Annotated in this window: 19 protein-coding genes; 15 read left to right on the top strand and 4 right to left on the bottom strand. The window is 63.7% G+C overall.

The genetic code is table 11. From position 1 onward, the window contains the following. Window positions 1–105 precede the first annotated feature (105 nt). The 13 genes from ftsW (at window position 106) to NEZ08_RS19385 (ending at window position 17,168) form a co-directional block, all read left to right on the top strand. Window positions 106–1,254 (top strand): putative lipid II flippase FtsW, encoded by a 1,149-nt coding sequence (ftsW, locus tag NEZ08_RS19445; RefSeq protein ID WP_298110446.1) that lies wholly within the window; start codon window positions 106–108, stop codon window positions 1,252–1,254. Window positions 1,255–1,302: 48 nt separating this feature from the next. Beyond that, window positions 1,303–2,403, top strand: coding sequence for an undecaprenyldiphospho-muramoylpentapeptide beta-N-acetylglucosaminyltransferase (gene murG, locus NEZ08_RS19440; protein ID WP_298110444.1), 1,101 nt, complete (start codon window positions 1,303–1,305; stop codon window positions 2,401–2,403). Window positions 2,404–2,508: 105 nt separating this feature from the next. Further along, entirely contained in the window at window positions 2,509–3,912 is a 1,404-nt protein-coding gene (gene murC / locus NEZ08_RS19435) for a UDP-N-acetylmuramate--L-alanine ligase (RefSeq protein ID WP_298110441.1), read from the top strand. A 2-nt stretch (window positions 3,913–3,914) separates the two neighbouring features. Further along, window positions 3,915–4,838, top strand: a complete 924-nt coding sequence (gene murB, locus NEZ08_RS19430) for a UDP-N-acetylmuramate dehydrogenase (RefSeq protein WP_298110527.1) — start codon at window positions 3,915–3,917, stop codon at window positions 4,836–4,838. Between the two features lie 16 nt (window positions 4,839–4,854). After that, a complete protein-coding gene (locus NEZ08_RS19425) occupies window positions 4,855–5,871 on the top strand; it encodes a D-alanine--D-alanine ligase (protein ID WP_298110439.1) in 1,017 nt (338 codons plus the stop codon). 304 nt (window positions 5,872–6,175) lie between these two features. Beyond that, the gene (locus tag NEZ08_RS19420) at window positions 6,176–7,162 is read left to right on the top strand and encodes a cell division protein FtsQ/DivIB (protein ID WP_298110436.1); all 987 of its coding nucleotides are present in this window, start codon (window positions 6,176–6,178) and stop codon (window positions 7,160–7,162) included. Next, entirely contained in the window at window positions 7,159–8,487 is a 1,329-nt protein-coding gene (gene ftsA, locus NEZ08_RS19415; RefSeq protein ID WP_298110433.1) for a cell division protein FtsA, read from the top strand. Before NEZ08_RS19420 ends, ftsA begins: the two co-directional genes overlap by 4 nt. Window positions 8,488–8,574: 87 nt before the next feature. Continuing rightward, the gene (gene ftsZ / locus NEZ08_RS19410) at window positions 8,575–10,374 is read left to right on the top strand and encodes a cell division protein FtsZ (RefSeq protein ID WP_298110430.1); all 1,800 of its coding nucleotides are present in this window, start codon (window positions 8,575–8,577) and stop codon (window positions 10,372–10,374) included. Window positions 10,375–10,724: 350 nt separating this feature from the next. Beyond that, window positions 10,725–11,687 (top strand): UDP-3-O-acyl-N-acetylglucosamine deacetylase, encoded by a 963-nt coding sequence (gene lpxC / locus NEZ08_RS19405; RefSeq protein WP_298110427.1) that lies wholly within the window; start codon window positions 10,725–10,727, stop codon window positions 11,685–11,687. Window positions 11,688–11,913: 226 nt separating this feature from the next. Continuing rightward, the gene (locus tag NEZ08_RS19400; protein WP_298110425.1) at window positions 11,914–12,843 is read left to right on the top strand and encodes an outer membrane protein assembly factor BamD; all 930 of its coding nucleotides are present in this window, start codon (window positions 11,914–11,916) and stop codon (window positions 12,841–12,843) included. Between the two features lie 91 nt (window positions 12,844–12,934). Next, on the top strand, window positions 12,935–14,608 hold the full coding sequence (gene recN / locus NEZ08_RS19395) for a DNA repair protein RecN (protein WP_298110422.1): 1,674 nt from the start codon (window positions 12,935–12,937) through the stop codon (window positions 14,606–14,608). Between the two features lie 40 nt (window positions 14,609–14,648). Then, window positions 14,649–16,799, top strand: coding sequence for an NAD-dependent DNA ligase LigA (ligA, locus tag NEZ08_RS19390; RefSeq protein ID WP_298110419.1), 2,151 nt, complete (start codon window positions 14,649–14,651; stop codon window positions 16,797–16,799). Window positions 16,800–16,907: 108 nt separating this feature from the next. Next, the gene (locus NEZ08_RS19385) at window positions 16,908–17,168 is read left to right on the top strand and encodes a hypothetical protein (RefSeq protein WP_298110416.1); all 261 of its coding nucleotides are present in this window, start codon (window positions 16,908–16,910) and stop codon (window positions 17,166–17,168) included. Window positions 17,169–17,232: 64 nt separating this feature from the next. Here NEZ08_RS19385 and NEZ08_RS19380 read toward each other — a convergent pair whose 3' ends face one another. Then, entirely contained in the window at window positions 17,233–18,507 is a 1,275-nt protein-coding gene (locus NEZ08_RS19380) for a multidrug effflux MFS transporter (RefSeq protein WP_298110413.1), read from the bottom strand. Between the two features lie 240 nt (window positions 18,508–18,747). Further along, entirely contained in the window at window positions 18,748–20,577 is a 1,830-nt protein-coding gene (locus NEZ08_RS19375) for an aminopeptidase P family protein (protein WP_298110411.1), read from the bottom strand. Between the two features lie 218 nt (window positions 20,578–20,795). On the opposite strand from NEZ08_RS19375, the gene NEZ08_RS19370 reads away from it, so the two are divergent. Beyond that, the gene (locus tag NEZ08_RS19370) at window positions 20,796–20,981 is read left to right on the top strand and encodes a hypothetical protein (RefSeq protein WP_298110409.1); all 186 of its coding nucleotides are present in this window, start codon (window positions 20,796–20,798) and stop codon (window positions 20,979–20,981) included. 203 nt (window positions 20,982–21,184) lie between these two features. Here NEZ08_RS19370 and NEZ08_RS19365 read toward each other — a convergent pair whose 3' ends face one another. Then, a complete protein-coding gene (locus NEZ08_RS19365; protein ID WP_298110406.1) occupies window positions 21,185–22,081 on the bottom strand; it encodes a 50S ribosomal protein L11 methyltransferase in 897 nt (298 codons plus the stop codon). A gap of 538 nt (window positions 22,082–22,619) precedes the next feature. Between NEZ08_RS19365 and NEZ08_RS19360 the strand changes: the two genes are divergently transcribed. Continuing rightward, on the top strand, window positions 22,620–23,015 hold the full coding sequence (locus tag NEZ08_RS19360; protein ID WP_298110403.1) for a hypothetical protein: 396 nt from the start codon (window positions 22,620–22,622) through the stop codon (window positions 23,013–23,015). 27 nt (window positions 23,016–23,042) lie between these two features. Here NEZ08_RS19360 and NEZ08_RS19355 read toward each other — a convergent pair whose 3' ends face one another. Beyond that, window positions 23,043–23,225, bottom strand: a complete 183-nt coding sequence (locus NEZ08_RS19355; RefSeq protein WP_298110401.1) for a hypothetical protein — start codon at window positions 23,223–23,225, stop codon at window positions 23,043–23,045. Between the last annotated feature and the right edge of the window lie 178 nt (window positions 23,226–23,403).

Raw genomic sequence — 23,403 nt, 5'->3', positions numbered from 1 at the left:
CGGGCATGGCGCATGAAATGCGCGTCAAGAGAGAACGAATCCATTAACCCCTTGGCAACCATCATGGGCGACCAATGGGCGTATCTCTTACCCTTGGGAACGACCATGCTCTCCCGTGAACAGCGCAACCCCCTCAGCGACTGGTGGTGGACGGTCGACCGCCTGCAGCTGGCGGCGATCATCGCGTTGATCCTGGGCGGGGTGATCCTGTCGCTGGCGGCCAGCCCGCAAGTCGCGACACGGATCGGACTCGATCCCTTTCATTTCTTCAATCACCACGTGATGTTTCTGTTGCCGTCTTTCACGGTGCTGATCGGGGTATCGTTCCTGTCGCCACGACAGATCCGGCGCACCGCGCTGATCGTCTTTGCAGTCAGCATTGCGCTCATCGTGATCACGCTCCTGGTCGGACCCGAAGTGAAGGGATCGCGTCGCTGGATCACGCTGATCGGCGTGAACATCCAGGCCTCGGAATCTGCCAAACCTGCCTTCGTAGTGCTCGCCGCCTGGCTGTTTGCGGAATCGACGAAGAAGCCGGAGATGCCGGCGACCTCGATGGCGCTGGTGCTTTTGTTGACGCTGGTCTCGCTGCTCGTGATGGAGCCCGATTTCGGCCAGACGATGCTGATTTCGATGGTGTGGGGCTCGCTGTTCTTCATCGCCGGCATGCGCATGATCTGGGTGGTCGGCCTTACGGGCGTTGCAGGCACCGGACTGTTCGCCGCTTACCTGCTGGTGCCGCATGTCGCCGGACGCATCAAGCGCTTCATGAATCCGGCTTCCGGCGACACCTTCCAGGTCGATACCGCGATGGAAGCCTTCAGCAATGGCGGATGGTTCGGGCTTGGGCCGGGCGAGGGGATTGCCAAACGCAGTCTGCCGGACAGCCACACCGACTTTGTCTTTGCGGTGGCTGCGGAAGAATTCGGAATCATCCTGTGCCTGATTCTGCTCGCGCTGTTCGCCTTCATCGTGCTCCGCGCCTTGTCGCGGGCCTATCGAAGTGAGGACATGTTCGCGCGCTTTGCGGCATCCGGCCTTGCGATCCTGTTCGGCATACAGGCCGCGATCAACATGGCGGTGAATCTGCAGCTGATCCCGGCCAAAGGCATGACACTACCGTTTATCTCCTATGGCGGTTCCTCGATGGTGTCGCTGGCCTATGGGGTTGGCATGATGCTGGCGCTGACCCGGCAGCGGCCGCGCACGGAACTGGAATCGATGAACGCTTCGGCCGCGCCAAGCTATGCATAGGGTTTTCGCGCCTCGCCATAACGCGGCTTTGGCGTTAAAGAGACGGCCATGGAGCAAAACTCCCTGATCCTGCTGGCCGCCGGCGGCACCGGCGGCCATCTCTTTCCGGCCGAGGCGCTCGGCGTGGAATTGATGAAGCGCGGTTTGCGCGTGCGGCTGGCCACCGATGCCCGCGCGCTGCGCTACTCCGGCCTGTTCACCCGCGACACCATCGACGTGGTGCCGAGCGAAACCGTGCGCGGCCGCAATCCGCTCTTGCTTGCGCGCACCGGTCTGACGCTCGCCGCGGGCATCACGGTCGCGCTCTATCTGCTGCGTAAGTTGAAGCCGGCCGCCGTCGTCGGTTTCGGTGGTTATCCGACGCTGCCGCCGCTGATCGCCGCACGCCTGCTCGGCATTCCGTCCATCGTCCACGAAGCCAATGCGGTGCTTGGCCGCGCCAACCGTTTCCTGTCCCGTCGTGTCAGTGCGATCGCGACCTCACTGCCTGGCGTGCTCGACCGAGATCCTGGGCTTGCGTCAAAGACCACGACCGTCGGCATGCCGATGCGTCCGGCGATCCTCGCCGCGGCCGCGGTGAAATACACCGCGCCCGACGCAGTTGGGCCGCTCCGCCTGCTCGTGGTGGGCGGCAGCCAGGGCGCCCGCGTCATGGCCGACATCGTTCCCGGCGCGATCGAGAAACTCGAGCCTTCGCTTCTGAGCCGGCTTCTGCTGACCCAGCAGGTGCGCGAAGAGGACATGAAGCGAGTCCGCGCGGTCTATGACCGGCTCAAGGTGAATGCTGAACTCGCGCCGTTTTTCAATGATCTGCCGGCGCGGCTTGCGGCCAATCATCTGGTCGTGTCGCGTTCGGGCGCCGGAACCGTGTCCGAACTCGCCGCCATCGGCCGCCCATCGATCCTGGTGCCGCTGCCGGGTTCAATCGACCAGGACCAATTCGCCAATGCCGGCGTGCTGGCGCAGGCGGGGGGCGCGTTGCGCATTCCGCAAGGAGAATTCACCTCCGATCGTCTGGCTGCCGAAATCTTCGCGCTTGCCGCCGAACCGTCAAAGCTGGCTGACATGGCGCGGGCAGCCAAGAATGCCGGCCGGCTCGATGCCGCGATGCGGCTCGCCGATCTGGTGGTAAAAGTCGCCGGGATTTAGGCAATCACCGCCAAAAAGATGCTTGTCTTGCCACGCGAAAGCGGGGCATCCAGTACGGCGCGGGCTGATTTGCGCCTCGCGGATGCTGCTGTCGGGGGAACATCAATGAGACTGCCGCGCGAGATCGGCCCCATCCACTTCGTCGGCATCGGGGGTATCGGGATGAGCGGTATCGCCGAGGTCCTAGGCAATCTCGGCTACACGGTGCAGGGCTCCGACGCCTCCGAGGGCGCCAATGTCGTGCGGCTGCGCGAAAAGGGCATCAAGGTCACGGTCGGCCACAAAGCAGAGAATGTCGATGGCGCCGACGTCGTCGTCGTTTCGACTGCGATCAAGCGAGATAATCCGGAATTGATGACCGCCCGTGCGCAGCGCATTCCCGTGGTGCGGCGCGCCGAAATGCTGGCCGAATTGATGCGGCTGAAAAGCTGCGTGGCGATCGCCGGTACCCATGGCAAGACCACGACGACGACCATGGTCGCCACGCTGCTGGACGCCGGCGATCTCGATCCCACGGTCATCAATGGCGGCATCATCAACGCCTACGGGTCCAACGCGCGCCTCGGCGCCGGCGACTGGATGGTGGTGGAGGCCGACGAAAGCGACGGCACCTTCCTGAAATTGCCAGCCGATGTCGTCATCGTCACCAATATCGATCCCGAGCATCTCGATCACTTCAAAACCTTCGACGCGATCCAGGAAGCGTTTCGCAATTTCATCGAGAACGTGCCGTTCTACGGTTTCGCCGTAATGTGCATCGATCATCCGGTGGTGCAGGCGCTGGTCGGCAAGATCGAGGATCGCCGCATCATCACCTATGGCGAGAATCCGCAGGCCGACGCGCGGCTGGTCGATCTCGCGGCCGTCGGCGGCGGCTCGACGTTCAAGGTCGTGATCCGCGACCGCAAAAGCGATGCGGCGCACGAGATTGCCGATATCACGCTGCCGATGCCGGGCCGTCACAATGCTTCGAACGCCACGGCGGCGATCGCCGTCGCGCATGCGCTAGGCATTTCCGATGCGGCAATCCGCAAGGCGCTGGCCGGTTTCGGCGGCGTGAAGCGACGTTTCACCAGGACCGGTGAATGGAACGGCATCACCGTCATTGACGACTATGGCCATCACCCGGTCGAGATCGCCGCCGTGCTCAGGGCCGCGCGCGAATCCACCGGCGGCAAGGTCATCGCGGTGGTGCAGCCGCATCGCTTCACGCGGCTGCAATCCTTGTTCGAGGAATTCTGCACCTGCTTCAATGATGCCGACGCCGTCATCGTGGCCGAAGTCTATCCGGCGGGCGAGGCGCCGATCGAAGGCATCGACCGCGATCATTTTGTGCTTGGCTTGCGCGCCCATGGCCATCGCGAGGTGATCCCGCTGCCGAATGCCGCCGCCCTTGCCGGCATCGTCAAGGGGCTTGCGGCCAGCGGCGATCTCGTCGTCTGCCTCGGCGCCGGCAGTATCACGCAATGGGCTTACGCGCTGCCGGGCGAATTGAAGGCGCTGGGGTGAGTGTGAGCTTCCCCGACCTCACCGCCGACCTCAAAGCCGGGATGCCGGACTTGCGGGGGCGGCTTGTGGCAAACCAGTCGTTGGCTGAACTCACCTGGTTTCGAGTCGGCGGCCCGGCGCAAGTCCTGTTCACGCCCGCAGATGAAGATGATCTTGCGTACTTGCTTGCGCATCTTCCGGCAGAGTTGCCAGTCTCAGTCGTCGGAGTCGGCTCCAACCTGATCGTGCGCGATGGCGGACTGCCGGGCGTCGTCATTCGCCTTGCGCCGCGGGGATTTGGCGAGGCAGCCGCGCGCGGCGATATCGTCAGTGCAGGCGCGGCCGCGCTCGACAAGCGCGTGGCCGAAGTCGCCGCCGCTGCCAATCTGGCCGGCCTCGAATTTTACTTCGGCATTCCCGGCACGATCGGCGGCGCTTTGCGCATGAATGCCGGCGCCAATGGTGCGGAGACCAAGGATGTGCTGCTGGAGGCAACCGGTATCGGCCGCGACGGCCGGAGGCACGTCTTCAGCAACGCTCAAATGAAATTCGTCTACCGCAATTCCGGTGTTGATCCTTCCATCATTTTCACTTCGGCGCGCTTCCATGGAAAGCCGGCAGCGGCTGAAGCGATCCGAGCGCGGATGAATGAGGTGCAGGCCCATCGCGAGACTGCGCAGCCAATCCGCGAAAAGACCGGCGGCTCGACCTTCAAGAATCCGCCCGGCCACAGCGCCTGGAAGCTGATCGACGCGGCCGGTTGTCGCGGTCTTCGCGTCGGCGGCGCGCAGGTTTCGGAAATGCACTGCAACTTCCTCATCAATGCCGGCGACGCCACCGCAAGCGACATTGAAACGCTGGGTGAAACGGTTCGCAGCCGGGTAAAGGAAAATTGCGGAATCGAGTTACAATGGGAAATCAAGCGGATCGGGGTTTCTGTTAGGTGACAAGAGCGAGAACTTGATGCGGATCACCATTCTGTTCGGCGGCACCAACAAGGAGCGACTGGTGTCGGTGGCGAGCGCCCAGGCGCTGCATACCGCGCTGCCCGAGGCCGATCTGTGGTTCTGGGAGGCGGACGACAGCGTGCACGAGACGAGCGGCAAGGCGCTGCTCGGCCACGTGCGCCCGTTCGAGGATCCCTTCAAGCCGGATGGCGCGCGTCTAAGTTCCGCGATCGAGCAGGCGATGGACCGCGCCAAGGCCGATGGCCGTCTGTTGGTGCTCGGGCTGCACGGCGGACGCGCCGAGAATGGCGAATTGCAGGCGATGTGCGAACTGCGCGGCATAGCCTTCACCGGCTCGGGTTCGGCCTCGTCCAATCTTGCCTTCGACAAGGTCGCGGCCAAGCGCTTTGCGGCGCTTGCCGGCGTGAATTCGCCTGATGGCATCGCGCTTGACGATATCGAGACCGCCTTCGCGGCACACGGCAAACTGATCGCAAAACCTGCACGCGACGGCTCAAGCTACGGGCTGATCTTCGTGAATTCGAAGCAGGATATCGTCGCCGTCCGCAACGCGGCTCGAACGGAGGAATATGTGATCGAGCCGTTCGTCGCCGGCACGGAAGCGACCTGCGGCGTGCTGGAGCAGGCGGATGGTTCGATCATCGCCCTGCCGCCGATCGAGATCGTTCCGGCCGACGGACTCGGCTTCGACTATCATGCAAAATATCTTGCGAAAGCGACCCAGGAAATCTGCCCCGGCCGCTTTTCGCCCGAGATCAGCGCAGCCATCAAGGACATGGCCTTGCGGGCGCATCTCGCGCTGTCGTGCTCCGGCTATTCCCGAACTGATTTCATCGTACCGAACAAGGGGCCGGTCTATCTGGAAACCAACACCCTGCCTGGCCTCACCAAGGCGTCGCTGTATCCGAAGGCATTGACGGCGCAAGGAATCGACTTCGCCGATTTTCTCAAAGGCCAGATTGCCATCGCCGAGAGGCGCCGGACGCAAACCTTGGGTCGGGCCGTCGATTGACCGGCGGAACCCCTTCAAGCGTTACGACAATCCTAACGTTACTTACCAAAGCCTTATCGAAACACGACAAATCGAGCCGCTAGCGGCCCGCATTTACCTTTTGTTTACCAGGAAGTCCGAAGGTTAACGCCGGCGGCGCGTCTGCGCTTGGCCGCCGGGGCGTGTGCTGTTTGGGGAACTTTCAGCGCCCGCGGAGATCGCGATCTTCCTGAGTGGGGGTCAACGCTCAAGCCCGGCACGGCCGAGCCGCCAGATGCGCTCGCACCGCAATTCGTGCGGACACAACCGTTGACGAGCTCGAGTAATGGATGGTGGAGGACGTCTCGCCCGGTCGCCGCGATCGCCGAGGCAACAGATTGGTCTGATGGACGCCGTCCTTGGCGCCGCCGCCGGCTTGCGCGCGCGGCTGCGTCCTGCCCGGTCTGCCGCCAAATCGCCCCGCAATGTCCGCGATGAGCATTCGCCCCGCCTGATCGCCTTCGTCGAACGTCTGCCCCGCCGCGCCGGACTCATGGCAACGCTTCTGCTGCTTGCCGGCAGCGCTGGTCTCGGCATCGTCAAGGGCGGCCATCTCGAAGCGTTCCTCACCAGCTTGAGCGACACGCGCAATGCGCTGGCCAATTCGGCCGGGTTCCGGATCACGTCGGTCGCCATCAATGGCCGCAAGCAGCTTTCCCAGGACGAGGTGCTGGCGATCGGCGGCGTCAATGGCCGCTCCTCGCTGCTGTTCCTCGATGCGGCGGCGGTTCGCGAGAAGCTGAAAGCCGATCCGTGGATCAGCGACGCGACCGTGCTGAAGCTCTACCCCGGGCAGCTGCGCATCGACATCACCGAGCGGGCGCCGTTTGCGCTGTGGCAGCACGACGGCCGTCTGTTCGTGATTTCGGAGGACGGCGCGGTATTGCAGAACTACGTGCCGGACCGCTTGCTCAAATTGCCGCTGGTGGTGGGCAAGGGCGCCGCGACCCGCGCCAGGGACTTTTTGACCCTGCTGGCCCGTTATCCGCAGGTCAGAGCCGTGACCAAGGCTGCCATCTTCGTCGGCGAACGGCGCTGGAACCTGCTCCTCAACGACGGCCTCGACGTGCGCCTGCCGGAAAACGACGTCAGCAATGCGCTTGCCTCCTTGAGCAACCTCGACAAGGACGAGCACCTCTTCTCCAAGGACATCGTCGCGATCGATCTGCGCCTGCCGGACCGGCTGATCGTGCAGTTGTCGGATGAGGCAGCGAAGGCTCGCGAAGACGCGCTCAAGAAGAAAGAACCGAAAAAGAAAGTCGGCGACGCATGAGCGGCCTCGATCGCAACCTGGCGCCGAAGACGCGTCCAATGTCCGGCAAGCGCACCGCTCTGGTCGCTTCGCTCGATATCGGCACGAGCAAGATCGCCTGCATGATCGCCCGGCTGAAACCGTGCCTGCCGAGCGAAACGCTGCGCGGCCGCACGCATGCGGTCGAACTGATCGGCTACAGTCAGATCCAGTCGCGCGGCGTCAAGGCCGGCGCCGTCGTCGATCTCGCCGCGTGCGAGCAGGCCGTCCGCCAGGCGGTTGCCGCCGCCGAGGACATGGCCAAGGTGCGGGTCGAATCGGTCCTGCTGTCGGTATCCGCCGGCCGGTTGCAGGGACAACTGGTCGAGGCCGCCGCCGACATCAAGGGCGGAGCGGTAACGTCTGCGGATGTCGCGCGGGTCACTTCCGCCGGCATGCACCATGCAACGGGGCCCGGGCGCACCGCGCTGCACGCGCTGCCGATCGGATATTCCATCGACGGCGTGAAGGGGGTTCGCGACGCCAAGGGCATGGTGGCGCGGCAGTTCGGCGTGGATATGAACGTCGTCACGTCGGATACGACCGTGGTGAAGAACCTGATGCTGGTGGTCGAGCGCTGCCATCTCAATGTCGAGGCGATGGCGGCGAGCCCTTATGTGGCCAGCCTGTCGGTCCTGACCGACGACGAGGCGGATCTGGGGGCGGCGGTGGTCGAAATGGGCGCGGGGACGACCACGATTGCAACCTATTCCGGCGGCCGCTTCACGCACGCTTCCGGGTTTGCACTGGGTGGACACCACATCACCATGGATCTTGCCCGGGGACTCTCGGCGTGCATTGCAGATGCCGAGCGAATCAAGACGTTATATGGCACGGTGCTGACCGGCGGGTCTGACGCACACGAGTTGATGTCCGTGCCGTCTGCCGGCGACGACGAGCTGGATGTTCCGCAGGTCGTGTCACGCGCCACGATTGCGAACATTGTCCGGCACCGTGCCGAGGAGATTTTTGAAATGGTCAGGGACCGGCTGGCGGATTCTCCCTTTGCGGCAGAGCCGAAAGCCCGTGTGGTCTTGAGCGGCGGCGCGTCGCAGCTCACCGGCACGCTCGAACTGGCGACACGGATCCTCAACCGCCCGGTACGGATCGGCCGCCCGCTCGGCTTCAGCCGGCTGCCCAGCGAAGCCAAGGGGGCTTCCTTCGCGGTTCCAGCCGGCCTTCTGGTCTACCCGCAATACGCTCATCTCGAACATGTCGAACCGCGGCATACGCGGCAGCTCCGGACAGGGACCGACGGCGGCGGCTATTTCGGAAAAGTCGGACGATGGCTTCGAGAGGGCTTCTGATGAATTTTTTCCGCACATCCGAATTTTCACCAACACCCGCGGCGGAAGGCCGGGGCGAACCCACGCGCGCGTGAACGAGAGGCAACCATGGCACTCAATATTACTCCTCCTGACATTCATGAGCTGAAGCCCCGGATCACCGTTTTCGGCGTCGGTGGAGCTGGCGGCAATGCCGTCAACAACATGATCACCGCCGGCCTCCAGGGGGTCGACTTCGTGGTGGCGAACACCGATGCGCAGGCGCTGACGATGTCGAAGGCGCAGCGCATCATCCAGATGGGCACGCAGGTGACCCAGGGCCTGGGCGCTGGTTCGCAGCCCGATGTGGGAGCGGCCGCAGCGCAGGAGGTCCTGGACGAAATCCGCGATCATATCTCCGGCGTTAACATGGTGTTCGTCACCGCCGGCATGGGCGGCGGCACGGGCACGGGTGCAGCTCCGGTCATCGCCAAGACCGCGCGCGACCTCGGCATTCTCACCGTCGGCGTGGTGACAAAGCCGTTCCACTTCGAAGGCCAGCGCCGCATGCGCACGGCCGAAGCGGGCATCACCGAGCTTCACAAGGTGGTCGACACGCTGCTGATCATTCCGAATCAGAACCTGTTCCGGGTCGCGAACGAAAAGACCACCTTTGCCGACGCCTTCGCAATGGCCGACCAGGTGCTCTATTCGGGCGTCGCCTGCATCACCGACCTCATGGTCAAGGAAGGCCTGATCAACCTCGACTTCGCCGACGTAAGGGCGGTGATGAGGGAAATGGGCAAGGCGATGATGGGCACCGGCGAGGCTTCCGGCGACAAGCGCGCGCTCACCGCGGCGGAAGCCGCGATCGCCAACCCGTTGATCGACGATTCGTCGATGAAGGGCGCCCGCGGCCTTTTGATTTCGATCACCGGCGGCAAGGACCTGACCCTGTTCGAGGTCGACGAAGCCGCCACCCGGATTCGCGAGGAGGTCGATCAGGACGCCAACATCATCGTCGGCGCTACCTTCGACGAGGCCCTCGACGGAATCATCCGCGTCTCGGTCGTCGCCACCGGCATCGAGCAGGCGCAGATTTCGCGCACCACCGGCGCTTCGCCGACCCCGGCAGCGAGCATCACCCCGCCGACGTCTTCTCCGGATACGCGCCTGGCCGAGCTGACCGCGCGGCTTCGCGCCGACAATGCGCGCCTTGCCGAGCGCGCCCAGAAGCTTGACTCGAACAGCTCGCAAGCCGCGCCTGTCTCGCCAACCTCGCCGCGTCCGGGCCACACGGTCGAACGCGCGGCGCTCGCGGCCATTGCTGCTGCCGTTTCGACCGAGCCGCAGGCTGCCGCGGCGGCTGCACCATTGCAGCCGGCGGCCTATGGTGACGTGACGGTTCGGCCGATCGTGCAGAAACCCTCGCTGTTTCCCGATCCGGAAGTAGCGGCGGCCCCCGCACCCGAGCCGACCCCGCCCGAGACTTTCATCCCGCAAGCGGCCGAGCGCCCGCCGGTGCGGGCGCCTCGCATGCCGAAGTTTGAGGAATTGCCGATGCCGGCCCAGAACGAAATCCGGCAAGCCCGCGGCGAAGCGGAGGAGGAGCATCCGCAAAAGAGTCGAATGTCGCTGTTGCAGCGCCTGGCCAATGTCGGTCTCGGCCGCCGCGACGAAGAAAGCGAGCCGCCGATCGCGGCCCGTGCCTCCGGTCCGGCAATGCCCGCGATGCCGCCCCTGCCCGAGCGCCGGCCTCAGAAGTCCGTCGCCGAGCAAATGGCAAGCCGCCCTCCGGTATCAGAGTATGCTCCGCGCCAGGCGCCGCAAGGGCTGGACGCCCATGGCCGTCCGGCACCTGTGACCCCGGCGCCACAGGGCGACGATCATCTGGATATCCCCGCTTTCCTGCGCCGGCAGGTGAACTGAAGCTTGTTACAATCTAGGCGCTGCCATGGAGCCCCGGTCGGATCACCGGGGCTCTTTCGTTTGTCGCCCATGGAGCTTCCGAAACGGGCTCAAGCCGTTGAAACGTAGATGTTTAACAGCTTTGCTGGAATTCGGATGACGGCCGCCTGGCGACCCTTTTCGATCCCCGATTGGGGGTAACCTTGGGCGCGAATGCGGCAGAGATGGGGTAACAATCGGTAAAAAAGCGTGAGTTGGCGCCTAATATGGCAGCGATTATTCTCAGCCGTGACTTGGGGAACCATTGAGTCGGACTGACGTCAAAAGGGGAAGTCAGTCCTCTCACGGTAAGTCGGTGTGGGCTTTTCTGTATGAAAATCGGTCGGCAGACAACGCTGCGTGGGCAAGCTACCGTGACGGGCGTCGGTGTCCACTCGGGGCTACCGGTCAATCTGACCATCGGACCTGCATCCGTTGATGCAGGTTTTATTTTTGTCCGCACTGGCCTTGATGGAAGCGACCGCGAGGTCCGGGCCGTCGCCGAATCCGTGATTGCCACCGAATTTGCCACCGTGCTTGGCGACCGCGATGGACCGCTGGTCTCAACCGCAGAGCATGTGCTGGCTGCCTTGCGCGGCATGGGTGTGGATAACGCCACCATCGAAGTCGATGGGCCCGAAGTTCCGATCATGGATGGCAGCGCGGCGGCTTTCGTTGCCGCGATCGAACAGGCCGGTATCGTCAGCCAGTCGGCGGCGCGTCGTTACATCCAGGTGACCAAGCCGGTCCAGGTCTCGATCGGCGATTCCTTCGGCGAACTTCGGCCGAACGCTTCCGGCTTCCGCGCTGAAGTCGACATCGATTTTTCGATCCCGGTGATCGGCCGGCAGAGCTACGTCATCGATCTCAGCGCCGAGTGCTTCCGCCGCGAGATTTCCCGCGCCCGCACCTTCGGCTGCGTCAATGACGTTGCGCGCCTGTGGAGCGCCGGTTTCGCGCTCGGCGCCTCCTTTGAGAATACGGTGGTGTTCGATGAGACCCGCCTGCTCAACGCCGAGGGCCTGCGCTATGCCGACGAATGCGTGCGCCACAAGGTCCTGGACGTGATCGGCGACCTGGCGCTGGCTGGTCTGCCGCTACTCGGCACCTATCGCTCGGTCCGTGGCGGCCATAAACTCAACCATGCCGTGCTGACGGCGCTGCTGGCCGATCGCACCGCTTATCGGGTGGTTGAGGCCGAGAGCGCCCGTCGTCCCCGCGCCTATGCCGAGGTCGGCAGCGGGAGCATGGTCGGCGGCATGGTGGCTCCTGCCTACGGTCCCGACGTTTCCTAGAAAACGTCCTCTTTTGCTCCTCACGTCTTAGTCTGGCGCTTCGACGCGCCGAATTACGTGTTTTTCCCGATTACTTTCCGCCTTAATCCGGGCGAAATGGCTACGTATCCGGTTGGACGAGGGGCTTGTTTTGGATAAGCAGGGCCGGGCGAGGGCAGCTATGTGCCGGTCCCGAATTTGCTGCGCCCTTCAGGACGATGCACGAAAGGCGTCAGGTCTGAACTCCATGTCGATAAAGCGTGCGACGCCCGCATACCGGCGACTTTCGAATCATTGGGGCCTTGCAGCTCTGGTGCGGCCGCTGGGCGTGGCGGCCGCTCTTGCCGTCGCCGCTACCCTGTTGAGTGCTTGCAGCGGGGGCGGCAACGGGGTCAGTGAATTGTGGGACAAGGTGACCCAAAAGGACGACACCTTCGTCGAGGAGCCCGCTGAAAAGCTCTACAACGAAGGACTTTACCTGACCAACGAGAAGCACGACCCGAAGGGCGGCGCGAAGAAGTTCGAGGAAGTCGATCGCCAGCATCCTTATTCGGATCTTGCGCGCAAGTCGCTTCTGATGTCGGCTTACGCCTACTATCAGGCCAGCGACTACGACAGCTGCATCGGCGCTGCGACCCGCTACGTCACGCTGCATCCGGGCAGCTCGGACGCCGCTTACGCGCAATACCTGATTGCCGCCTCGCATTACGACCAGATCGTCGACGTGTCCCGCGACCAGGGCCGCACCGAGAAGGCGATCGCCGCGCTCGAAGAAGTGGTGCGCAAATATCCGACGTCGGAATATGCGGTCAGCGCCAAGCAGAAGCTCGAGGCGGCGCGCGACCAGCTCGCAGGCAGGGAAATGAATGTCGGCCGGTATGATCTGCAAAAGCGCAACTACACCGGCGCGATCAATCGCTTCAAGACCGTGGTCACCCAGTACCAGACCACCCGCCATGTCGAGGAAGCCTTGGAGCGGCTGACCGAAGCCTATATGGCAATCGGTATTGTCAGCGAGGCGCAGACCGCTGCCGCCGTGCTCGGCCATAATTTTCCCGACAGCCCTTGGTACAAGGACGCCTATAATCTAGTAAAGTCCGGCGGCTATGAGCCGACCGAGGATCAGGGGTCCTGGCTTTCCAAGGCCTTCAGGAAGCTCGGCCTCGGCAAGGCATAGTCCTTTTTTCCGAAGCGACTATGCTAGAAAGCGGAGATGGAATTGCGTTCTGATTCCATCGAGGCCGACCTGATCTGGGAAACTTCCTCGCATGCTGGCGCGTCTGTCGATCCGCGACATCGTCCTGATCGAACGCCTCGATATCGAGTTTGCCCGCGGGCTTGCCGTTCTGACTGGCGAGACCGGCGCGGGTAAATCCATTTTGCTCGATGCCTTTGCGCTGGCGCTGGGCGGCCGCGGCGATGCCGGCCTTGTGCGTCACGGCGCCGAGCAGGGTCAGGTGACGGCGACCTTCGATGTGCCGAAGGGACATCCGGCCGCGGCCCTTCTGGCGGAAAACGGTCTGGAGGACACCGGCGAGATGATCCTGCGCCGCGTCCAGTTCGCCGATGGCCGCACCCGCGCCTTCATCAATGATCAGGCGATCAGCGTGCAGACCCTGAAGGCGCTGGGGTCCGCGCTGGTCGAAATCCATGGTCAGCATGACGAGCGCGCACTGGTCGACGCCTCCACCCATCGCCGCCTGCTCGATGCCTTCTCCGGTCTCGAGAAGGATGTCGCGGCGCTGGAAAAGCTTTGGGAAGCGCGGCGCGAGGCCAACAAGGCGCTCGACGACCATCGCGCCGGGATGGAGCGGGCCGCGCGTGAGGCCGATTACTTGCGGCATGCCTCCGATGAATTGAAGCAGCTCGCTCCGAAAGACGGCGAGGAAACGGCGCTCGCCTCTCGCCGCACCACCATGATGCAGAGCGAGAAGATCGCAGCCGACCTGCGCGAGGCGCAGGAAGCCGTCTCCGGCGATCACTCGCCGATCGCCGGCCTCTCCGCCGCCGTGCGGCGGCTCGAACGGCGCGCGGCGAACTCGCCGGCCCTGGTCGAACCCGCGGTAAAAGCGATCGACACCGCGATCAATGCGCTGGAAGAAGCCGATCAGCACCTTACCGCTGCGCTGGCCGCCGCGGATTTCGATCCCGCCGAGCTCGAGCGCATCGAGGAGCGTCTGTTTGCGCTTCGCGCCGCCTCGCGCAAATATTCGACTCCGGTAGATGGCCTGGCGGCACTCGCGGCAAAATACGCCGCCGACGTCGCACTGATCGATGCGGGCGCCGATCAGTTGAAGAAGCTGGAGGCGGCCGCGCGCGCGACCGATGAACGATATGCGGCAGCGGCCGCCAAACTCTCCGCCGCGCGGAAAAAATCGGCCGAAAAACTCAACAAGGCGGTCAATGCGGAGCTTGCCCCGCTCAAGCTTGATCGCGCGAGGTTCACTACGCAGGTCGAATCGGATTCCGCGTCGCCCGGCCCGCAGGGGTATGACCGCGTTGAGTTCTGGGTGCAGACCAATCCCGGCACCAAGCCCGGTCCGCTCATGAAAGTCGCCTCGGGCGGCGAGCTGTCGCGCTTTTTGCTGGCGCTCAAGGTTGTGCTTTCGGACCGCGGCTCGGCGCCGACCCTTGTGTTCGACGAAATCGATACCGGCGTCGGCGGCGCGGTCGCGGATGCGATCGGCGCCCGCCTGGCGCGGCTCGCTTCCAAGGTGCAGGTGATGGCGGTGACCCACGCGCCGCAGGTCGCGGCCCGTGCCGACCAGCACTTGCTGATTTCCAAGGATGCGCTGGACAAGGGCAGGCGCGTCGCCACCCGCGTCAATGCACTCGCGGCCGACCACCGCCGCGAGGAAATCGCCCGCATGCTGGCGGGTGCCGAGATCACCGCGGAGGCACGCGCCGCCGCCGAGCGGCTATTGAAATCGGCGACGGCGTAGCGCACTTTTCCCGTAGCGATCTTCGTCGTATTCAGCGGGCATGGGAAAATCATCCAAACCCAGGAAACTCACCGACGTAGCCGACCTCGCAAAGGCGCAGGCGAAGGTCGAGCATATGCGTCTCGCGCTCGAGATCGAAAGGCACGACAAGGCTTATTACCAGGAAGATGCCCCGAAGATTTCGGATGCCGAATACGACGCGCTGCGCCAGCGCTTCAATGCGATCGAGAGACGCTTTCCGGAACTGGTCAGCGCCGAGTCGCCGTCGCAGAAGGTCGGCGCCGCCCCTTCGGGGAAATTCAAAAAAGTCCGCCACGCGTTGCCGATGCTCTCGCTCGACAATGCCTTTGCCGAGGAGGACGTCGTCGATTTCGTCGGGCGTATCCGCCGCTTCCTGAAATTGTCCGAGGATGAGCGGATCGACTTTTCCGCCGAGCCCAAGATCGACGGGCTTTCGATGTCGCTGCGCTACGAGGACGGTGAACTCGTCACCGCGGCGACGCGTGGCGACGGCGCGGAAGGCGAGGACGTCACCGCCAACATCCGCACGCTGGAAGACGTGCCGAAGAAATTGAAGGGCCGCAAGGTGCCGCAGATCTGCGAGGTGCGCGGCGAGGTCTACATGACCAAGAAGGCGTTTCTTGCGCTCAACGAGCGGCAGAAGGCGGCCGGCGACACCATCTTCGCCAATCCGCGCAATTCAGCCGCCGGCTCGCTGCGTCAGAAAGACCCTTCCATCACCGCCTCGCGCCCGCTCGGCTTCTTCGCCTATGCCTGGGGCGAGATGAGCGATTTGCCGGAAGATACGCAGTCCCGGATGATCGCCTGGTTCGAGCATTGCGGATTCAAGACCAACCCGCTGACCAGGATCTGCCACTCGGTCGAGCAGCTGCTCGCGTTCCACCGCAAGATCGAGGAACAGCGCGCCCGGCTCGACTACGATATCGACGGCGTCGTCTACAAGGTGGACCGCATCGATTGGCAGGAACGTCTGGGATTCGTCTCGCGCACGCCGCGCTGGGGCATTGCGCACAAATTCCCGGCCGAACGTGCCATGACCGTGCTGCGCGATATCGAGATCCAAGTCGGCCGCACCGGCTCCTTTACGCCGGTCGGCAAGCTCGAGCCGGTCGGGGTCGGCGGCGTCATCGTGCAGAATGTGACGCTGCATAACGAAGACTATATCCGCGGCATCGGCAACAAGGGCGAGGAGCTGCGCGGGGGCCGCGATATCCGGATCGGCGACACGGTGGTGATCCAGCGTGCTGGCGACGTGATCCCCCAGGTCGTCGACGTGGTGATCGACAAGCGGCCGAAGAATGCGAAGGAATTTCACTTCCCGAAGAAATGTCCGTGCCCGCTGCACACCGACGTCGTGCGCGAGGAAACCGCAACAGGCGAGGAAGGCTCGCGGGCGCGCTGCACCGGCGAATTCGCCTGTCCCTTCCAGAAGATCGAGCACTTGAAGCTTTTCGTGTCGCGGCGCGCCTTCGACATCGACGGCCTCGGCGAGAAGCAGCTGCAATATTTCTTCGACCAGGACTGGGTGAGGGAGCCGGCCGACATCTTCACGCTGCAAAAGCGCAACGGCAAGCTGAAACTCGAGGAGGTCGAAGGCTACGGCGAGACTTCCGTGCGCAATCTCTTCGCTGCGATCGAGGAGCGACGGAAGGTATCGCTGGAGCGCTTCATCTATGCGCTCGGCATGCGCCATGTCGGCGAGACCACGGCCTTGGCGCTGGCGCGCGGCTATGGTTCATGGGACGCCTTCCTCGATGCCTGTCTCAGGGTTGCCAGGGACGACGGGGATGCGATCGCCGAGATGGATGCGCTGGACCAGATCGGCGACACCGTGATCCAGAGCATCAAGACCTATTTCGCCGAAACCCATAACCGCGGCATTGTCGAGCGGTTGACGCGCGAGGTGACGATTTTCGATGCCGAAAAGCCGAAGAGCAATTCGGCGGTCGCCGGCAAGACCATCGTGTTCACGGGGTCGCTGGAAAAGATGACACGCGACGAGGCCAAGGCGATGGCCGAACGCTTGGGAGCCAAGGCGGCAGGCTCGGTGTCGAAGAAGACGGATTATGTCGTGGCAGGTCCCGGTGCGGGATCGAAGCTCGCCGAAGCCAGGAAGCACGGGGTTGCGGTTCTGACCGAAGACGAGTGGTTGAAGCTGGCCGGCGCGTAGTATCGGTCAGCCGCAACGTCGGCTCCCATTTTCCGGCACAGTTCCATGGAACGTCACACAGGCGAGGCGGTTGACGTGCCACTCGACCGATCATCATGGAGATGACAGATGAGACGTGTGATCATTTACACCACCGCTCTCCTGCTCGGCGCCGGCACCGCTGCCTTCGCCGCGGAAACCGGCGGCGCCTCGCGGATGTCGCCCGGTCACCAGATGCAGAATTCCACTTCGTCCTCGTCGACCAGCAAAGGCGCATCGGAATATAGTCCGGGCGACCGGATGAAGGACAAGGGAACGGTTGGCAAGTCGAAAGGTGCCTCGGAAAATTCTCCGGGTGACCGGATGAACGACCAGCACAAGCGGTACTGACGTCGCCCAAACGGAAACAGCCGACATAACGCCGTGAGCGGAGAGGCGCCGCTCACGGCTGACGCTATACAATTCCACTTTCTTCTTCCGCCTTTTCGATCAAATCCTGGCTCACCACCACGTTTCGGCGTGGAATGATGAAAACCATCGTCGAGGCGCAGGCGACGGATAATGCGAATACGGCGGCGTTGAGCGGTGCAGGTGTCGCAAAGTGGTCGCCGAGCCAGGCGCCGAACTGCGACAGGAATGAACCTAGCCCCATCTGCAGGAATCCCATGGCGCCGGAGGCGGTGCCCGCGGCTTCCGGGCGGACGCTGATGGCGCCGGCCGCGGAGTTCGACATCACGAAGGCATTGGCGAACATCACGATCATCTGCGTGCCGAACAGCCAGGACGGAACCTGGTTGATTCCGGTCAGTCCCCAGATGAGATTCAGCAGGCTGCCGGCGAATTGCAGCGCAAGCCCGAACCAGATCAGCTTTTCGAGTTGATAGCGCGGCGAGAAGCGCACGCAGAAAAGATTGCCGATCAGATAGGCAAAGCCCGTGGTCGCAAACCAGGCGCCGTATTCGGCGCCGGTGCGGCCCATATGCGTGACAACGATGTAGGGGCCGCCGCCGGCGAAGGCAAAGATGATCTGCGAGGCCAGCACCTGGCACAGCACATAACCGATGAAGGCGCGGCTAGTGACGAGACTGCCGACATCACCGCGAAAGCTCGATGTGACGAGCCGGACCCGGCGCGTTTCCGGCAAGGCGAGCGCAATCGCGACTGCGACGAGGATCGAAGCTGCCGTGATGACGTAGAAGATCGCGCGCCAGCCGAATGCGGCTTCGATCAGGCCGCCGGTGAGGGGGCTGAGCATCTGCGCAATCATCATGACTGCGATCACGAGGCTGATCATGGAAGAGATGCGCTCGCGATGATAAAGGTCGCGGATGATGGCGCGGCTCACCACCATGCCGGTGGCGCCGCCGAGCGCCTGGAAGAACCGCGCAACGATCAGGGCCGGCAGCGACTGCGCGAAGGTACAGGCCGCGCTCGCCACCACCATCAGGCCGAGGCCCGCCAGCAAAACCGGCCGGCGGCCATAGCGGTCGGAGAGCGGGCCCATCAGGATCTGCGAACAGGCGATGCCGACCATGTAGAGCGACACCGTCATCTGCGCGATGGAAATGTCGCTCGCAAAGCTGGCGGCAAGCAGCGGCAGCGCCGGCACCAGCATATAGAGCGAGATCGGCGCCACGCCGGTCATGGCAACGAGCAGCAGCAGCATGATGCGCGCGTTCGCCGCGCCTTGTCTGGACTGTTCGGCCGGTCTGCCGACGACGCCGTGCATCGAAACTCCGTTTCCCATGCGAAGCGCGGGCGCCCCTGGTTCTTTCGTTTAGCGCTATTTCAGAGCGTGGGAATGCGGTGTTTCGGAATGCGGCTATTCGTTTTGCGGGATGCGCCGCGCGCAATCGGGGATGTCGCGGGGGAATGGCGAGCAAGGCGGCAATCGCTGCGAGAAACAGGCTCTGCTGTCATACCCGGGCCGATCAGCAAGGCCCGCCACGGATGAGCGTAGCGCGTCTTGCTACAGCGACAGCGGCGCCGTGGCCGCATCGAGCCAGGCCTTGGTGGCGTCGTCGACATGGCCACGCACGGCGTGGCGGACGCGCTCGTGATATTGGTTGAGCCAGCTCAATTCCTCGCCGGTCAGCATGTTCAGATCGACGAGACGCCGGTCGATCGGGGCGAGCGTCAGCGTCTCGAAGGCATTGACCGGCTTCTCGGCGCCGGCAACCTCGGCCGCGACGACCAGCTCCAGATTCTCGATGCGAATGCCGAACGCGTCGGTCTTGTAATAGCCGGGCTCGTTGGAGAGGATCATGCCGCGCTTGAGCGGCGTAGAGCCGAGCTTCGAGATCCGCGCCGGCCCTTCGTGTACCGAGAGATAGCTGCCGACGCCGTGGCCGGTGCCGTGCTCGAAATCGACGCCTGCCTGCCAGAGATACTGCCGCGCCAGCGTATCGAGTTGCGCGCCGGTGGTGCCGTCGGGAAACAGCGCGCACGCAATTGCGATATGGCCGCGCAGCACGCGGGTGAAGCGGTCGCGCATCTCGGATGTCGGCTCGCCGACTGCAATGGTCCGGGTGACGTCGGTGGTGCCGTCTTCATATTGGGCGCCGGAATCGATCAACAGAAGATCGCCGGGCGCGATGCGGCGGTTGCTCTTGCGGGTGACGCGATAGTGGACGATGGCGCCGTTCGGCCCGGTACCGGAGATGGTGGGGAACGACACATCCTTCAGCGCGCCGGTGTCGCGGCGAAAGGTTTCCAGCGCCTCCACCGCGTCGATCTCGGTGAGATTGCCAGTCGGCGCTTCGCGATCGACCCAGGCGAGAAAGCGCGTGAGCGCAATCGCGTCGCGCCGGTGCGCCGTTTTCGTCCCTGCAATCTCGGTATCGTTCTTCACCGCCTTGAGGAGGGCCGTCGGGTCGGCGCCGCGGATCGGCTTGCCGCCGGCCGAGGTGATCAGGCGGGTCAGCGCATCGGCGGCGCTTGCGCTGTCGAGCGCAATCGAGGCTCCGCTTTTTGACAGTTCGACCAGCTTTGACGTCAGCGCGCCGGGGTCGACGACGGTCGCGGTCCGTTCCAGATGATCGCGCACGCTGTTCGACAGCTTGCGGTGATCGATGAACAGCGTCGGGCGCCCGCTTTTCGGCACCAGCGCATAGGACAGCGGCAGCGGCGTATGCGCGACGTCGGCGCCTCGGATGTTGAACGTCCAGGCAACCGCGTGGCTGTCCGACAGCACCAGCGCATCGGCGCCGAGTTTTGCGATCTCCCCCTCGATCCGCTTCAGCTTGTCGGCTTCGATTTCGCCTGCAAATTGCTTTCCGTGCAGCGACACCGGGGCCAGCGGCAGTGCCGGGCGTTCGGTCCAGATGACGTCGATCGGGTTGCCATCGACCGCGACCAGTTCGGCGCCGGCCTTGGCACAGGCCGCGCCGAGTTTTTCGGCCGCCGCGGTCGTTTGCAGCCATGGATCGAAGCCGAGGCGATCGCCGGCGGAGAGATGCTGCGCCAACCAGGTTTCCGGCGGCGGGTCGACCAGCGGCTGGACGCTCCACACCTTGGTGTCGACCTGCTTGCCGGCTTGCAGGGTATAGCGCCCATCGACAAAGACGGCGGCCTCGCGGGCGAGCACGATGGCCATGCCGGCGGAGCCGGTGAAGCCGGTCAGCCAGGCCAGCCGTTCTTCAGACGGAGCGACATATTCGTTCTGCTGCTGGTCCGCGCGCGGCACCACGAACCCGGTCAGGTTGCGCCGTGTCAGTTCTTCGCGGAGTGCGGACAAGCGCGCGGTCAGTGCGACGCCGGTTTCGGGTTCTTCAAAGGTCTGGAACAGGGCTTCGAACATTCGACGATCGTATCATCTTCCGGAAAGAACAGGGACACTTGGGTAACCGACTCAATTTGCTTCCGATTCGGAATTTATTGTGATTGAATTGCTGCACCTGCGTTAGACGGGTTTGAACGTTTCGTGACGTAATGGTCACGGGGGCTCAAGAACAAATCTTCGGGTGGAGTTCCAAAGCTGTTCCGAGGGCGTTCGTAACCAGCGTCGAGGGATTAACCATGCCCGTCTTCACCTTTGAGAAGATTTCGTCGCCGATCCATCGCGTAGACCCGGCCGCGCCTGACGCCGAAAAGCCGCGTAGCGTGATTGTTCAATTCCTGGATCGATTTGTCGAAGCGCGCGTCAGGCGCGCGGCCGCTCAGGAAAAATCCGGCCAGCCGGCGCCGCGCAAACCGGAGAAGTGATCGAAGGTTAGCCCCTCATGCCGAGGAGCGGCGCCTGTGCCGCGTCAAGGATGAAGGCGATAGTAGCCTCATGGGTTCTCCCGGCGATGCGAAGCATCGTCCAGCGACGGTGCTGTCTTTTGTGCCGTTCGCTAGCAGCCTCGCTTACCCTCGTCCTGCTTGGCGACGCACCTCCTCACCGTGAGGATTTGCAGTAAAGCTCTTCACCGCACCTTGTGCAGCAACAGGCTGCTCCAGCCCTCGATCCGGATCTGCTGCTCCAGCACCAGCCCGCGCGCGCGGTAGGCGGCGATGACGGCCGGTGCCTGCGCCGACAACAGCCCGGACAGGATCACGCGCGCCCCGCCGGCAAGGTGCTGTGACATCGGCGTCGCCATCTGCCGCAGCGGATTGGCGAGAATATTCGCCATCACGAGGTCGAACGGCCGCTTTTCCCGTAAGCCGGGCGCGGCAAAGCCATTGCCCCAGGTGACTTCCACGAACGGACCCACGCCGTTGTGGCGGGCGTTCTCGGCAGCGACTTTCACCGACAGGAAGTCGATGTCGCTCGCGAGCACCGGGCTCCGCAGCGCCTTGGCCGCGGCGATCGCCAGCACGCCGGTGCCGGTGCCGAGGTCCAGCAGGCGGCGTGGCCGGAAGGCCTTCAGGACGTGGCCGAGCAACAGCAGACAGCCGCGGGTGGTGCCGTGATGGCCGGTGCCGAAGGCCAGCGCCGCCTCGATCTCAATGCCGAGCTTGTTGGGGGCGACCCTGGCGCGGTCGTGGTGGCCATGGACAACGAAGCGCCCGGCATGGACCGGCACCAGCTCATCCAGTGTCGCCTTGACCCAGTCCTTGGCCGCGACGGTGTCGAACGTCACGGCCCGGCCGGCGTCCTCACCTGTGGCCAACGCGATCAGTTGGCGGATTGCGGTCTCATTGGGCGTGTCGGCAAAGTAGAAGGTCACGTCCCAGCGTCCGCCCGGCCCCTCGAAGGCGCCGACGGCGGCCTCGCCCTGGTCGAGGGTTTCGGTGAGGAGGTCGGAGATGCGGCGGGCGGTCGCCTCGTCGCCGATGGCAAGCGTGGCGCGGTGGGTTTGCGGCGTGAGTGTGGAGGTCATTGCGAGCTTCGGAATGAGGAGCGGGAAACGGGCTTGTTTCCTATGGCGCAGTTTAAGGTTTCGTTCACCCCGTTACTCTAGATTTCGCGGAGCAAGACGTCCGCGCGCGGCGTTTTGGCGCTGATATGAGCGCTGCGTAGCCGGTTCGTTAAAAACAGATTAATAACCAAGGGCATAGCGGTGGTTCTCAAACCATCCTTTGAGGTGTTTCATCTGTTGCCTCAAGCGACCGATGTAGCTTCTCCTTCGCAGCCTTCATCGCAGCGTTGGTTAAGCGTTGGTTAAACCCTGCGCTCCATCGTTTTGAATTTGCTGACTGATCGGCCTTCCGAGAGTACGATCGCGGCGCCGAAGCTGCCATCCGACCTTGCTGCCGATCGCCCGGCCATACCGGCCGCTTGGCGCGCGAGGCGAACTTTCCACACCTTCATGATCCTGCGTCGCGCCTGAAGTTTGAACGGCTTCACGCGTCTTGTCAGGTTCCCATCCGCCCGGGCTAAATGGGCGCGGGAATCGGAGCGACAACGCGGAGCCAATTGTGAAGCGCCTGTTTGGAAGTGTTGCAGCCTGTGCCCTGGTGTTCGCGAACCCGGGGCAGCTTCGCGCGGCAACCGACCTCGCAACGGGACCGGTCGATACCAGGCTTCACCTGGAAGCCTGCACGAGATGGGCCGAAGAGAAAGGCGGCTTCGCGTTTACGAACGAATGCCACGAGCCGGTGGCTATCATCTTCGTCGAGCTCGACGGCCTGCGCCGGTTTGATCGCGTGATCAAGCCGAAGGAACGGTCCGAGATCAAGCTGCCCGAAAAGACGCTCAACACGACGAGCTGGCTCTTCACGGCGTGTCCGGCCGGTTACGTTCCCGGCGTTCCCTTCACCGTGGATAACCGGATCCGGATCGTCACCGGCCAATATGAATGCGTCCGGAAGTAAGCCTGCGCTATCACAGCCCGATTGAGGTCAGGCGACCCGGCGATACCCGTTGACAAAGGCAGAAAGAGAGGTTCCGAGCATCCCGAGGACGAAACCCAGCGAAAACACGTTCAGACTGTGCAACCGTGGCAGTCCGGCACGCCATGCAATAGCGTTCAGCAGGGCAAGAACGATGACGACACCGATCCCATAAGCCGTAAGCGTGCGCATATGATGATCCTTTTGTTACCCGCCCGCCCCGGTAGTGTCTCATCGCGCTTCTTGTAGGGACCGCGGGGAAATGGAGACACTGCCGGCTTCCATCATAGCAGGAGGTAGTGCGTCGACGCACTACCTAGCAGGAGCACCACGAACGCAACGGCTGTCCACAGGCGCTGACGCCAAACAT

The sequence above is a fragment of the Bradyrhizobium sp. genome (assembly GCF_027451485.1).
Classification (GTDB): Bacteria; Pseudomonadota; Alphaproteobacteria; order Rhizobiales; family Xanthobacteraceae; genus Bradyrhizobium.
This window is presented reverse-complemented; position numbering and strand designations above follow the sequence as displayed.